The sequence below is a fragment of the Flavobacterium aquariorum genome (assembly GCF_003254745.1).
In the GTDB taxonomy this organism is placed as follows: domain Bacteria; phylum Bacteroidota; class Bacteroidia; order Flavobacteriales; family Flavobacteriaceae; genus Flavobacterium; species Flavobacterium aquariorum.
Window position 1 is genome coordinate 202425 of record NZ_QKXH01000008.1, and the last position, 14042, is coordinate 216466.

The 14042-nt window shown below is 34.4% G+C and carries 15 protein-coding genes; 8 read left to right on the forward strand and 7 right to left on the reverse strand.

Features of this window, described 5'->3' with window-relative positions; translation table 11 throughout:
* Positions 1 to 47: 47 nt before the first annotated feature.
* The 3 genes from DOS84_RS13730 to DOS84_RS13740 form a co-directional block, all read right to left on the reverse strand.
* Positions 48 to 899 (reverse strand): TIR domain-containing protein, encoded by an 852-nt coding sequence (locus tag DOS84_RS13730; RefSeq protein ID WP_111410690.1) that lies wholly within the window; start codon positions 897 to 899, stop codon positions 48 to 50.
* Positions 900 to 918: 19 nt separating this feature from the next.
* Positions 919 to 1284 (reverse strand): 4-fold beta flower protein, encoded by a 366-nt coding sequence (locus DOS84_RS13735; RefSeq protein WP_111410691.1) that lies wholly within the window; start codon positions 1282 to 1284, stop codon positions 919 to 921.
* Positions 1285 to 1513: 229 nt separating this feature from the next.
* The gene (locus tag DOS84_RS13740) at positions 1514 to 2530 is read right to left on the reverse strand and encodes a DUF4917 family protein (RefSeq protein ID WP_111410692.1); all 1017 of its coding nucleotides are present in this window, start codon (positions 2528 to 2530) and stop codon (positions 1514 to 1516) included.
* 674 nt (positions 2531 to 3204) lie between these two features.
* Here DOS84_RS13740 and DOS84_RS13750 point away from each other — a divergent pair.
* On the forward strand, positions 3205 to 3564 hold the full coding sequence (locus DOS84_RS13750; protein WP_111410694.1) for a hypothetical protein: 360 nt from the start codon (positions 3205 to 3207) through the stop codon (positions 3562 to 3564).
* A gap of 265 nt (positions 3565 to 3829) precedes the next feature.
* Here DOS84_RS13750 and hisS read toward each other — a convergent pair whose 3' ends face one another.
* The gene (gene hisS / locus DOS84_RS13755) at positions 3830 to 5194 is read right to left on the reverse strand and encodes a histidine--tRNA ligase (protein WP_111410695.1); all 1365 of its coding nucleotides are present in this window, start codon (positions 5192 to 5194) and stop codon (positions 3830 to 3832) included.
* Between the two features lie 488 nt (positions 5195 to 5682).
* Between hisS and DOS84_RS13760 the strand changes: the two genes are divergently transcribed.
* Entirely contained in the window at positions 5683 to 6927 is a 1245-nt protein-coding gene (locus tag DOS84_RS13760; protein ID WP_111410696.1) for an ABC transporter permease, read from the forward strand.
* A gap of 213 nt (positions 6928 to 7140) precedes the next feature.
* Positions 7141 to 7500, forward strand: a complete 360-nt coding sequence (locus tag DOS84_RS13765; RefSeq protein WP_111410697.1) for a four helix bundle protein — start codon at positions 7141 to 7143, stop codon at positions 7498 to 7500.
* Between the two features lie 93 nt (positions 7501 to 7593).
* On the opposite strand, the gene prmC is transcribed toward DOS84_RS13765, so the two are convergent.
* Positions 7594 to 8451 carry a peptide chain release factor N(5)-glutamine methyltransferase gene (gene prmC / locus DOS84_RS13770; RefSeq protein WP_111410698.1) on the reverse strand — a complete coding sequence of 286 codons (858 nt, stop codon included), beginning with the start codon at positions 8449 to 8451 and terminating at the stop codon, positions 7594 to 7596.
* 28 nt (positions 8452 to 8479) lie between these two features.
* Positions 8480 to 8971 carry a GNAT family N-acetyltransferase gene (locus tag DOS84_RS13775; RefSeq protein WP_111410699.1) on the reverse strand — a complete coding sequence of 164 codons (492 nt, stop codon included), beginning with the start codon at positions 8969 to 8971 and terminating at the stop codon, positions 8480 to 8482.
* A 107-nt stretch (positions 8972 to 9078) separates the two neighbouring features.
* On the opposite strand from DOS84_RS13775, the gene ribD reads away from it, so the two are divergent.
* The 3 genes from ribD (at position 9079) to DOS84_RS13790 (ending at position 11497) form a co-directional block, all read left to right on the forward strand.
* Entirely contained in the window at positions 9079 to 10122 is a 1044-nt protein-coding gene (gene ribD, locus DOS84_RS13780) for a bifunctional diaminohydroxyphosphoribosylaminopyrimidine deaminase/5-amino-6-(5-phosphoribosylamino)uracil reductase RibD (protein WP_111410700.1), read from the forward strand.
* Positions 10115 to 10726: an HAD family hydrolase gene (locus DOS84_RS13785; RefSeq protein WP_111410701.1), complete on the forward strand. Its 612-nt coding sequence runs from the start codon at positions 10115 to 10117 to the stop codon at positions 10724 to 10726. The genes ribD and DOS84_RS13785 overlap by 8 nt, the downstream gene beginning before the upstream one ends.
* Before the next feature lie 141 nt (positions 10727 to 10867).
* Complete coding sequence (locus tag DOS84_RS13790) at positions 10868 to 11497, forward strand: IMPACT family protein (RefSeq protein ID WP_111410702.1); 630 nt, start codon at positions 10868 to 10870, stop codon at positions 11495 to 11497.
* A gap of 30 nt (positions 11498 to 11527) precedes the next feature.
* Here the strand turns inward: DOS84_RS13790 and DOS84_RS13795 are convergent, their stop codons facing one another.
* Positions 11528 to 11932 carry an acyl-CoA thioesterase gene (locus DOS84_RS13795; RefSeq protein WP_111410703.1) on the reverse strand — a complete coding sequence of 135 codons (405 nt, stop codon included), beginning with the start codon at positions 11930 to 11932 and terminating at the stop codon, positions 11528 to 11530.
* 183 nt (positions 11933 to 12115) lie between these two features.
* Here DOS84_RS13795 and dnaA point away from each other — a divergent pair, with 183 nt between their 5' ends.
* Positions 12116 to 13543, forward strand: a complete 1428-nt coding sequence (gene dnaA / locus DOS84_RS13800) for a chromosomal replication initiator protein DnaA (protein ID WP_111410704.1) — start codon at positions 12116 to 12118, stop codon at positions 13541 to 13543.
* A gap of 8 nt (positions 13544 to 13551) precedes the next feature.
* The gene (locus tag DOS84_RS13805; RefSeq protein ID WP_111410705.1) at positions 13552 to 14019 is read left to right on the forward strand and encodes a low molecular weight protein-tyrosine-phosphatase; all 468 of its coding nucleotides are present in this window, start codon (positions 13552 to 13554) and stop codon (positions 14017 to 14019) included.
* Positions 14020 to 14042 lie beyond the last annotated feature (23 nt).

Consider the following 14042-nt stretch of genomic DNA (forward strand, 5'->3'; position numbering starts at 1 on the left):
TTAAGCCTAATCCCCAAATTGCTTGTAGCTTGTGTTAGTGGCTGACTTTATAGTTCTTTTAATGAGTTTATAATATCTTGGATTGTATGAATTGAAGTATTTAGAGCCATTTTATCCGCTAATGTTGGACTAAATTTCAAAACCTCGTCTTTTGAAATTTTATGCCAAATAGGTAGAATAACTTTATGCCCGTTCATTTCTCTTGCAACCATTCCGTTTAATTCGTATTCTGTCCAATTTTTCTTTACAAATGAAGGAGAAATTATAACTATCCCAAATCTAGATTTTGAAAGACCATTATCAATTTTCTTTCTTAAACTATCTCCAATTTTCAATTCAAATTCATCATACCAAACTTCAAAACCATTTTCTTTTAAGCCATCAGCTAAATCTCGGACTATTTCATCCTTATCTTCAGAGGCGTGAGAAATAAAAAAGTCGAACTCCTTATTATTATCTACACTTTCTGTAATCTCAATTTTGGAAGAATAATTTTGGTTAACTAAAAATTCTAACTGTCTTTTTTGAATTTGAATATCCTGTTGGAGTTTTTTCTGAAAATCTAGTTGTTCTTTTTGGTTTTTTTTTTGCTCGTTTTCTTCGGCTTTTCTTAAGTCTTGTTTTTTTCGGCCTAATTCAACTGATTTACTAGCAATTTGCTTTTGGTAGTCTGCAATTTTCTTTTTAAAGTTATAAATATCATTTTGATAACCTTGAATTTGCCTTTGTTTACTTTGCAAAGTTGAAGGAGTTGTATTTTTATTTATTGATCTGTTAACAGTGTCAATTTGTTTAACTCGATCATTTTCCTTTTTGTTTTCGTCAGCAATTTTTTTCTGTAAGTCAGCAATATCTTTTTCGATTTTAATAACTTGATTTTGATAATATGATGAATTCATAATTATATTTTAAATCTTTTTATTTCTCCCCTTTTTTTAGATATGCCATTAGGTTCTCATTACTTAAATTAGAAGATTTTAAAGGTTTCATTTTTGCAAATTCAGTAAAAGATTTAAAAGGTTTGAATTTCTTAAACGATTTAAAAGGTTCAAATTTAGCAAATACGGGAACTGTTTTTTTATTAAATCCTGCTTTTTTTCCGGATAAATCCCAAATTACACCATCTTCATACCATCCAATGTGCTTGCCGTTAAAACTGTACAGACGATTTTCATTTTCTAAATATGCTACAGGAGTTCCGTCCCATAAGTAAATTGTCTTTTCGTCTGCGAAATCTAAATAGGCAATTGCATTTCCTTCTCTGTCTAGCAAAGTTTCTTCCATAATAAAAATATTTTTTAAAAGTTATATTAAAATATTGTCGTTTTATTCTGCGGGGAGCTAGCCACTAACCTTCTTCTGGTACGACAGCGGGTTTGGGATTAAATTAAGCCCTATTTTCCGATTTGCCACTCGAGCGACAGTGAACAGGCGAAGCAAATCATCCCAAATACAAAAGCAACTTTCCATTAAGCTTATTACCCAAATCCGTTGTAGTACCTGTTAGCAACAGTTATAATTGGAAGACAGTTTTTGAATCTACAAATTCTATCTGCTTTGGATAATCATTAAATTTTGAAAGAAAATTATATCTTTCCGCATTCAATTCAGCTATAGTTCTATGGCCTGTATATATGCAATAAACAATATCTTTCGGGATTATTTTTAAAGATTTTAAAATATGACTATCAAAATCTCCTAACATATTGCCAAAAATAATTATTGTGTTTTTCGATTGTTTTAATTTGCTCAAACAGAAAAACAAATAATTACTTTCGTTAATGCTATTAATTTTATCGGCTCCTGAACCTTCTGAAACAAATGTAGGGAATTTATTTTCTCTAATTTGTTCAGATATTTTAGTGATTAATTCAGTTGTTTCATTTTCCTTTAGCAATTTAATATCCATTAATGCTTCTCTAAAAATAAATAACGAACCATGTAAATAATAGATATTTTTATAGTTATAACCTTGATAAGACATAAATTGTTTAAAACCCTTTGGGGCTTCTGTACCCCAAAAATAATCTTGGTATGGAACAAACCCTTTTTTTGTTACAGATATGTCCTTAGATTTCATAATTATATGATATAGGTACAAATCATAATTCGTAGTAAAAATATCTCCAAAATCTGCTAATTGTAAAGCAATATTATTTAATTGATTAAAATCAATATCCTGAACTCTTGGATGTACTAATTCTATTGTTTGAATTAATCCGTTTTTTAATTGATCAATTGCGGAATCTATACTATGTGTAGGTAAGCCTAAAATAGAGTTTACTATTCTAGCATAAGTTAAATACTTTTGTATCAATTCAAAATTTGTTGTGCCAAATTGAGAAAATAAAGTTTTATGAGTTTCATCACAATTATTTAAAAAAATATCAAATAAAGAACCGTAAGAAAAATTTGTTGAAAATTGTAAGCTAAATCCATTCCCTAATAGCAAATCAGGATTTTTATATCTTGGTTGGATTAAATTCCAAGGTTTAATTCCGTTCTGTAATAATTCTTCTTGTGTTACCATATTTTTTAGATAATTGTTGCTAACTTGTGTAAATACGAAACAAACCTTCGTACATACACCCTTTTTGAAATGATTGGCCAAAGTTCATTTCGTCAGTTAGTGTAAGTATCAAACCTACAAAACCATTTTTACTATGCTATACGGTTTCCCGTAATTAGCACAAAAAATAAAATGGGCTGCCAAAAATGTGGCATCAATGCCTCTCCATCCACTAGCTATACTTTCATTTTTATTAAGCCTCCTTAGCATAAAGCTACGCTGACTTGTCATAAAGATAGGTAGCCTTAGCATTAAACTACGATAACTTGTCATAAAGCTAGGTTTACTTGTCATAAAGACACCTTATCGTAGCATAAAGACACGTTGACTTAGCCTTAAGCTACGTTAGCGTAGCATAAAGACACGCTCACTTAGCATAAAACTACGTTGTCGTAGCATAAAGACACATTGACTTAGCTTTAAGCTACGTTAACGTAGCATAAAGACATGCTTACTTAGCATAAAGCTACGTTAGCGTAGCATAAAGACACGTTGACGTAGCATTAAGCTACGTTATCCTGCCTTTAGCTCATCAAAAGCAAAGATTTAGAAAGGCTGTGTAATTAAAAAATAAGGAAAATCCTAACAAATAATAATTTAATTGCTATTTTTGAAATGAATACAAACATATATTTATGAAAACAATAGCAAAAAAATATAAAACTCAGGGTTCCGTTTCTTATCCGCACATTGGTCGGTTTTTAACTCAGTATTTTGCTAAATATGGCGTGAACAGAGCTGCAGTAGCCCGAGAATTGAATGTTGCCGATAGTACAACTACTCGATATATGGCGCAGGAGTCGCTTCAATTTGGTATTCTGTGGAAAATATCGGTGGCTATAAACCGTAATCTCCTTGCCGATCTGGCTTCGCGATTGCCAATTCCTTTTGCAACTCCCAGAGAAATTGCTTTGGAAACAGAATTGAAAGCAGTGCAGGAAGAACTAAATGCATTGAAGCTGGAGAATAAAATATACAAAGACCTGTTGAAATAAAGTTCGCAGAAGGCAGAAGGCAGAAGGCAGAAGGCAGAAAGCAGAAGGCAGAAGACAGAAGGCAGAGAGGAAATAAGATTCTTCTGATTAAGTAAAAAACTTCGTGAAACTTTGCAAATCTTCGCGTTTCTCTGTGAAATAAAGTTTAATACAGATTCTACGTTTAACTGTTTCCTTCTTAAGCATTGGAAACATAAGCAACAAAAAAGCGATTGCGAATAGCATTACCTATTCAACAATCGCTTGTTTCAGTATTTAATTTTCTTTATTTTAAAATTACTTTCAGCTCTTCTAAGCTTACTTTTTTCTGTTCTCCAGAAACCAAGTCTTTTAAACTATACTGATTATCATTCATTTCTTCTTCGCCCACGATTACCGCATAAGGAATAAATCGTTTATCGGCGTGTTGGAATTGTTTGGCTACTTTGGCATTATCAGGATATAATTCTACTTTGATTCCTGAAGCACGCAATTCTTTGATGGCTTTCATTGAATAAAAAGCTTCTTTCTCACCATAGTTGATAAACAAAGCTTTGGAAGTAGATGTTACCGCTTCCGGGAACAATCCTAACTCTTCGACCACCAAATAGATTCGGTCAAGGCCAAAAGAGATTCCTACTCCACTCATATTTTTCAATCCAAAAATACCGGTCAAATCATCATAACGACCACCACCACCGATGGAACCCATAGCAACCGTTTTTGGAGCAGCCACTTCAAAAATAGCTCCTGTATAATAATTCAATCCTCTTGCCAATGTTACATCAAGATCCAAACTAGCCGTTGACAATCCTAAATTGATAACATTATCGCAAATGAAACGCAACTCTTCTACCCCTTTCATTCCTTCGGCTGATGCAGAAAGTAAAACAGACAGTTTCTCTATTTTCTCAGAGATGCTTCCCGTGAAATTGAATAACGGCTGTACTTTGGCAATCGCTTCTTCGGCAATTCCTTTTTCAATCATTTCTTTCTTTACGCCATCCTCACCTATTTTATCAAGTTTATCTAAGGCTACTGTAAAGTCAATCAATTTATCCGATGCACCAATCACTTCGGCAATTCCAGAAAGTATTTTTCGGTTATTGATTTTGATGGTAACGCCTTCCAATCCTAGAGCAGTAAAAACAGAATCGTACAATTGCACCAACTCTACTTCTTGCCATAAAGATTTAGATCCCACCACATCGGCATCACATTGAAAAAATTCTCTGAAACGCCCTTTTTGAGGACGGTCGGCACGCCAAACAGGTTGGATTTGGTATCTTTTGAACGGGAATTCAATTTCGTTTTGGTGTTGCACCACGTAACGCGCAAATGGAACAGTCAAGTCATAACGCAATGCCTTCTCCGAAATACTGGATGTTAATCTCGTACTGTCTTTGGCTTCTAGGTGCGTTTCATTGGCTTTTGCCAAAAAATCCCCCGAGTTTAATATCTTAAAAATTAATCGGTCGCCTTCTTCTCCGTATTTCCCCATTAAGGTTTCGGAGTTTTCGAATGAAGGAGTTTCTATAGGTTGGAATCCAAATTTCTCGAAATTGCTTTTTATGATTTGGATAATGTATTGTCTTTTTGCCACCTCAGCAGGTGAAAAATCTCTGGTTCCTTTTGGAATACTAGGTTTCATCAATTATGAATTTTAAATTACGAATTACGGATTTTAAACTTCAAAAAAAGCGATTTACTCAAAACCATAATTCGTAACTCGTAATTCGTAATTTAAAATTCCTAATTCTCACTGCAAATATCTTACTTTTAAAATAATTCCGTTTGAAAAATTTGTGATTTAATTTGGTTGAACTCTAAACTGAACCATCTTCAATTTTAACCATATAAGACATATAAGTTCATATAATATAACCAGAATCTAAAAAACAATACCTTATATGCTCTTATATTACTTATATGGTGATTTTTATTTTATCGAACTTTTGTGGTTTAACTTAATGTTCATCAATAACGAAATGCCCTAGCCCAGATGGAAACGGCATCCTGTTGTCCCGGGTTTCGGGACAACAGATATAGTGTACAGCTGGAAATAGCTCCTTACAACTATTTATGCTAATTTCTCAAATTGTATTTGTAACAAAAATTGTATTTTAGTGTCAAACGACTATGATGCTAAAATTATTCAAAGAAAATATCCGAATCGCTTTTGGTTCCATCCGAACTCAATTGTTGCGAACCATTTTGACGGTAATGATTATTGCCATTGGTATAACTGCCTTAGTTGGAATTCTGACCGTTGTGGCGGCATTGGAGAATACTTTATCCTCCGATTTTGCTTCGATGGGAGCCAATACTTTCAACATTAATCAATACGAAAATACCTCTCGAAGACGCGGTGGCGGGGAACGTGAAATCATAAATCCTATCATTTCGTATCCTGAGGCTGTTGCTTTCAAGAATAAGTACAATTACCCATTGACCGAAACGTCTCTGTCTTTTACCGCGACATCGACTGCCGAAGTAAGATACGAAGCCCTGAAAACGGATCCCGAAATAAATGTTTTGGGTGTTGATGAGCATTTTTTGACCAACTCGGGACTCGAAACTGATTTTGGACGAAATTTCACCAATTTTGACATTTCCAACAATACCTATACTTGCGTGGTGGGCTCTGATTTTAAAAAAGGAATTCTGAAAGACGTAAACCCTATTGGTAAAACACTTTCGATAAGAGGAGCCAAATTTAAAGTGATTGGAATGCTAAAAGAAAAAGGCTCCACCTTTGGGAATAGTCAGGATTTAAGGATTTTGATTCCTATCCAAGTCGCTCGTTCCTTATTCACGGCTCCCAATATCAACTATACTTTGAGCGTTATGGTTGGCAAAAAAGAATTATTGGACCAAGCGATTGACAACGCCAACAGCACTATGCGCAGAGTCCGAAAACTAAGCCCAATAAAAGACAATAATTTTGCCATAGTTCGAAGCGATGATTTGATTAACAGAATCCTAAGCATCACCAAATATCTTGGACTAGCATCGTGGCTCATCGGGATTATCACCATCCTGGGATCCTCTATTGCCTTGATGAATATTATGATTGTTTCGGTAACCGAGCGTACCCGTGAAATCGGTGTTAGAAAAGCTTTGGGTGCAAAAAAAACAACCATTGCCTTTCAGTTTTTTATAGAAACACTTCTGATTGGACAAATAGGAGGTTTTGTCGGAATTATTTTTGGAATATTAATCGGGTTTGGGCTTTCGACAGCGATGAACTTTGTTTTTGTAATTCCGTGGGGAGCAATGATGGCGGCATTTGTTGTAAGCTTTATCGTGGCACTCGTTTCTGGTTTGTATCCTGCCATAAAATCGGCTAATTTGGATCCTATTGAGGCGTTACGTTATGAATAGGTTGCAGATGGCAGATAGCAGAATTAAGATGGCAGAATTAAGATGGCAGGTGGCAGAATTCAGATTGCAGATTGCAGATTTGAGATTGCAGAATTAAGATGGCAGAATTAAGATGGCAGGTGGCAGATTAAAGAACGCAGAAAATAGATAGCAGGTTCCAAAAGACAGAATTGAGATTACAGAATTGCTAAATAACTAACCTCAAATAACAATATGAGATTTCAAGATTTATTGGCTTATAAAAAATCATTTGAATTAGGAATGTCAATTTTCAATATTTCAAAAGGTTTTCCAACCGAAGAGAAATACTCATTAACAGATCAAATTAGGCGTTCTTCGAGAAGCGTTTCGGTAAATATTGCTGAAGCCACTAGAAAAAGAAGATATGTGAATCATTTTATATCCAAACTCACAGATAGCGATGCCGAAAATTCAGAAACCCAATCTTGGCTGGAATATTCTCTTGCCTGTGAATATATTAATCAAGAAACTTTTGATGGCTTAACTTCAAAGAGTCTTGAAGTTGGAAAACTATTGAATTATATGATGGCTAATCCTGATAAGTTTAATTGATTAAAAAAAAACTGGTATCTACCTTTTCAGCTATCTGAAACCTGCAATCTGTCTTCTGAATTCTGCTTTCTGCCTTCTGCTTTCTGCCTTCTGCTACCTGAATTCTGCCCTCGTCATCCTGTCGTTCTCGTAAATATCCTTGCGAAGTTCTATATTTTTGAAATTCATTTTTTCAAGTAAATCAACCATTTCCTGACCCAAATATTGATTGATTTCAAAATATAATTGCCCTGAATCAGATAGATTTTTTTGAGCTAATTCGGCTATTTTTCTGTAAAAAATTAAGGCATCATTATCTTCCACAAAAAGAGCCAAATGAGGTTCATTGGCCAAAACATTTTTCTTGATTTCCTCTTTTTCGAGATTTCGTACATAAGGCGGATTCGAAACGATGATATCAAACTCTTGGCCTAAATCTAGTGTTTCAAGAATGTTTTGAGATATAAAAGTAACTTCCACTTCATTACGCTCGGCATTCTTTTGGGCAGTTGCCAACGCTTTTTCAGAAACATCAATTGCAAAAACTTCTGCATTTGGGAGATTCTTTGCCAATGAAACAGCAATACATCCACTCCCCGTCCCAATGTCGAGAATTTTTATACTCTTAGACCGACCGTTTTTTAGAACATTAGAAACAATCCAATCCACCAATTCCTCCGTCTCCGGCCTCGGAATCAAAACAGCTGAATTGACTTCAAAATCCAATCCATAAAAACTCGTTTTCCCTAACAAATACTGAATCGGAATTTCCAACTTCAATTGTTCCAAAATCGAATTCCAAACTGAAATTTCTTCCTCCGAAATTTCCAAATCGGGATGTAAAGCCAAATCAATTCTTTTCAGTTGCTGCTTTTCTTCCAATATCAAATAGAAAAAACTTTCTGCTTCGCCTTCTCCATACATCGAAGTAAGCGCTTGAATAAATTGATTTCTGTATTCTTTTATTTTCATCTTTATTTTTTTCAGTTCCCTTTCGATATTAGACTGTCAAATCTTTAAGCATCCAAACCGGACAGCTTGTATGACCTGTACTTCCCATTGGAGAACAAATATTTTCGAAACCTACTTTTTTATACAACTTTTGGGCATCCAGCATAAAAGGCATTGTTTCCAAATAACATTTTTCGAAACCAAATTCACGGGCACTTTGCAAACATTTTTCCATCATTTGGCTACCAATTCCTTTTCCGCGGGTTTCTGGAAGAAAATACATTTTTTGTAATTCACAATAAACCTCTGCTTCATTTGCCAATGGTGCCACTCCTGCTCCGCCAACGATACGACCTTCGGTTTCCACAACATAATAAACAGATCTTGGCTTATTGTATTCTTCAAACATCAAATCAAGATATGGATCTTCATAAGCCGTTCCTACTTTCGGGATATTCAATTCGTCAAAAACATCTCTTATCAATTGAGCAACCGCTTGATTGTCTTCTTTTTGTATTTTTCTAATAATCCAATTGTCCATAAAAATGTTCTATTATTAATTCAGTACACAAAAATAGAGATTGTAAATGGGAAAACATCCTAAGATTCAAAACTAAATCCTAATTCCAAAATTAGTATTTTTGCAAAGTGAAAATACATGAAAAATATATAAGCCGTTGCATAGCCCTAGCCAAAAACGGACTGGGAACAACTTATCCCAATCCTATGGTAGGAAGCGTCATTGTTTATGAAGATAAAATCATAGGCGAAGGTTGGCACAAAAAAGCAGGCGGGCCCCATGCCGAAGTCAATGCAGTAAATTCGGTACAGGATAAATCGTTGCTAAAAAAAGCAACTATCTACGTGAGTTTGGAGCCGTGCAGTCATTTTGGCAAAACACCTCCGTGCTGTGACCTGATTATTAAAAATAAAATCCCAAATGTCGTTATTGGCACTGTAGATCCAAATATCAAAGTCGCCGGTAATGGCATCAAAAAACTAATAGAAGCGGGTGTTCATGTCACCGTTGGAATACTCGAAGACGAATGTAACGAACTCAATAAACGCTTTTTTACTTTTCATCAAAATAAAAGACCTTATATTATATTGAAGTGGGCCCAAAGTCAAGATGGATTTATTGCCCCTCTTGAAAAATTGGAGAAAAAACCAGTTTGGATTACCAATGCCTATTCCAGACAATTAGTTCACAAATGGAGAACCGAGGAACAGGCCATTTTGGTAGGAACACAAACCGTTATTGACGACAACCCCAAACTGAATGCTAGAGATTGGTACGGAAACAATCCCGTCCGAATAATATTGGACCAAAATAATCGTATTCCGGAAGAGAATGCTGTTTTTGACAATCAAACCAAGACAATTGTCTTTAGCAATTCCAAAAACACTATTTCCAAAGAAAACACTACCTTTGAAGTAATTGATTTTAAACAAAATATAGCCCAACAAATCGTTGATTCGCTTTACAAACACAACATTCAATCGGTTATAATTGAAGGTGGGCTCCAAACCTTACAGACCTTTATCGATGAGAATCTTTGGGATGAAGCTAGAGTTTTTATAGGAAAAACATTTTTGGAAAAAGGAATCAAAGCGCCTTTTATACCAAAAACAAATTCCGAAAAACACACAATTGACACCGATGAATTTTTAATAATCAGAAACCATGATTGATGCTATTATTTTTGATTTTGGAGATGTGTTTATCAATTTAGATAAACAAGCCACTGTAGATGGTTTAAAAAATCTTGGCATTTCGCAATGGAATGAAGATTTAGACCAATTGAACATACAGTTTGAATTAGGCGCTATTTCGGGAGAAGATTTCTTGAACGGAATTCAAAAACACACACACAATTCTTCAATCGAAGACATTTCAAAAGCTTGGAATGCGATCTTACTGGACTTCCCGTTGTATCGATTGGAATTCCTTCAAATGCTTTCGCAAAAGTACCGATTATTCTTATTGAGCAATACCGATGCCATTCATATTGACACTTTCGAACAAAAGGCAGGGACATCATTTTACAGCTCCTTCTACCAATGTTTTGAAAAAATATATTTTTCGTTTGAGATTGGCATGAGAAAACCCAGTCCTGAAGTTTACAACTTCGTACTTGATCAAAACGGATTACAGGCCAAACATACTTTATTCATTGATGACAAAAAAGAAAATACCGATGCTGCATTAGCACTTGGGCTTCCTGTTTGGAATTTACAGGTAGGTGAAGAAGATGTAGTTGATTTGTTTGATAAAAAAATAATACAATGGCAATAGCAATGATAATGGCAAAAATCAATGGCAATTGCAATAACAATAAAAAAAATTAAAAAAGCCAATACTTATATTTTAAAATTGAAATTAATATTGAGTTTTGACATTGACATTGAAATTGAATTTTGCCATTGATATTTGATATTGAAAATGAAAGACACCTACAATACTATTGCATTTCCCTCTGAAGAATCCCTGTTCAAGGAAAAAAGCAGCAAATTCTTCGGCTATGCTTTTCCGATAGAGTCAGAGGAAGAAGTAAAACCCATTATAGAAATCTTAAAAAAGCGACATCCACACGCAGTTCATTACTGCTACGCTTATCAAATAGGAACTGAAACCATTCAATACAGAGCCAATGATGATGGAGAACCAAGCAATACGGCGGGAGCTCCTATTTATGGTCAAATACAATCTTTCGGACTTACAAATGTACTTATAGTCGTAGTTCGAATTTATGGCGGAATAAAATTAGGAGTGGGCGGATTAATTTCGGCCTATAAAACTTCGGCACAAATCACATTGGAATCCTGTGAAATTATCGAAAAAACGATTGACATTCCTTTTCAAATTTCATTTGATTATAAAAACATGAACAAAGTGATGCGAGTGATCAAAGAAAAAAAACTGGATATTGCTTCTCAAGAAATGGAAGTAAATGAAGAAACAAATTTACCAATTGGAAAGATTGTAGTAAAAACCAGAAAAAAAAATGCCGAAATGGTATTCGACACTTTTAACTCTTTGTTTGAAATTGACATAAAAAAACTATAAATTCTCATTTAAAAGAACTCATTTCGATGATTATTCAAAAGTTTTTAGTAGTTCCAAAATGTAATCTGGCGGAGCTGTTGGTCTACCCGTTTTTAAGGACACAAAAACCAACATAAATTGGGCTGTTGTTAATAACTCTTTGGCTTCGTTGTAAATTGCACAATCAAATTCTATCTTCACGGACGTCTGACTTTTAAAAACGGTATGCACAGTCAATAACTCATCATAAACTGCCGATTTTTTATAATTGATGTTCATATTCACAATAGGAAGCCCAATACCACTTTCCTCCATGCTTTTATATGAAATCCCTTTGTTTCTAAGCCATTCGACTCTTCCTATCTCAAAATAGGGTATGTAATTTCCGTGATAAACAACCCCCATTTGGTCTGTTTCTGAATAACGAACACGAACTTGAATTTGATGATCTTTCATTAATTATGAATTAAAATTTTAAATTTTAAAAAGCTCCTTACAACAATATTTTCAAAAATTATAACCTAAAATATTTTTTTTTACAGATAATTGTTCACATATTTGTTATCCCGAAAAAAGAATCAATTTCACATTCTTTTTGCAAGATAATAAGTACCCAAATAAAAAAATTTAACTAGATATATGAACAAGACTGCACAATCAGTATGGGAAAACTGTTTGTCCTTCATAAAGGACAACATTCAAGATCAAGCCTATAAAACTTGGTTCGAACCAATTAAATCAGTTGAACTTACCGATAATGCATTATATATTCAAGTACCAAGTAAATTTTTCTACGAATGGTTAGAAGAACACTATGTAAAATTATTAAAGGTGGCCCTAACCAAAGAACTTGGAAAAAATGCAAAGTTACTCTATAAAATCAAAATGGAAAACACTTATGGTAACAAACAACCGTTTACGGAACAGTTGCCAAGTGCCAACAGAGCTCCAATGAAAGCCCAAGAAGTCGATGCTCCTTTTAAAAACTTAAATCCAGAATTAAAAAACCCATTTGTTATTCCTGGTATTCGTAATTTAAAAATCGAGTCCCAACTGAATCCAAATTATAGTTTTGACAACTTTCTGGAAGGAGATTCTAATAGATTAGCCCGTTCTGCAGGTATGGCAGTTGCCAATAAACCAGGTGGAACATCTTTCAACCCTTTATTAATTTTTGGTGGTGTTGGATTGGGAAAAACACACTTAGCCCACGCTATCGGTGTTGAAATCAAAGACAAATATCCAGAAAAAACAGTTTTATACATTTCTGCTGAAATTTTCACCCAACAATATATTGATTCTGTAAAGAAAAACAACAGAAACGATTTCATTCATTTCTATCAGTTAATCGATGTTTTAATCATTGACGATGTTCAATTCCTTTCCGGTAAATCAGGAACACAAGATGTATTTTTCCATATTTTCAATTACTTACACCAAAACGGAAAACAGGTTATCTTGACTTCAGACAAGGCTCCTGTTGATATGCAAGACATTGAGCAACGTTTATTATCCCGTTTTAAATGGGGATTATCCGCCGAGTTACACCAACCGGATTACGAAACGAGAATTTCTATCCTAAAAAACATCCTATATCGTGACGGTGTTGAAATGCCAGATGATATTATTGAATATGTGGCCCGTAACATCAAATCGAATGTTCGTGAGCTAGAAGGCGCCATCATTTCATTGATTGCACAATCTTCTTTCAACAAAAAAGAAGTAACCATCGAACTTGCCAAAAGTGTCGTAGAAAAATTTGTAAAAAATGTAAAGAGAGAAATTTCAATCGATTACATTCAAAAAATTGTTTCCGATTATTTCCAATTGGATTTAGAAACACTACAATCCAAAACCAGAAAAAGGCACGTTGTACAAGCGAGACAGCTGGCAATGTTTTTTGCCAAAAAATTCACCAAAGCTTCTTTAGCAAATATTGGTTCTCAAATTGGTGATCGTGACCACGCTACTGTATTGCATGCCTGTAAAACAGTTGATAATTTAGTGGCAACCGATAAACAATTCAAGAAGTATGTCGATGACATTAATTCAAAATTAACGCTATAAAAAGCAATATGCCAATCAAGATTTTAATGGTTTGTTTGGGTAATATCTGCCGTTCTCCATTGGCAGAAGGTATTTTAGCCTCCAAACTTCCCAGTGATAAATTCCTTGTAGATTCTGCAGGGACAGGTTCTTGGCATATTGGCCGTGCTCCAGACGATCGTTCTATAGCCACCGCCAAAAAAAACGGTTTAAACATTGCCAATCAACAAGGAAGACAATTTCAACAATCCGATTTCGATGCTTTTGACTATATTTTTGTAATGGACAATCACAATTACAATGATGTGATTCACCTTGCTCAAAACGAAACCCAAAAACAAAAAGTCCAACTTATTTTAGACGCTATCTTCCCAAATGAAAATGTAGACGTCCCAGATCCATACTATGGTGTGGCAAATGGTTTTGACATGGTCTATGAAATGCTCGATGAAGCTTGCGAAGTAATTGCCCAAAGACTGATTACCAAACACTCCTAAAAACTAAATAAGTTTTTATAACT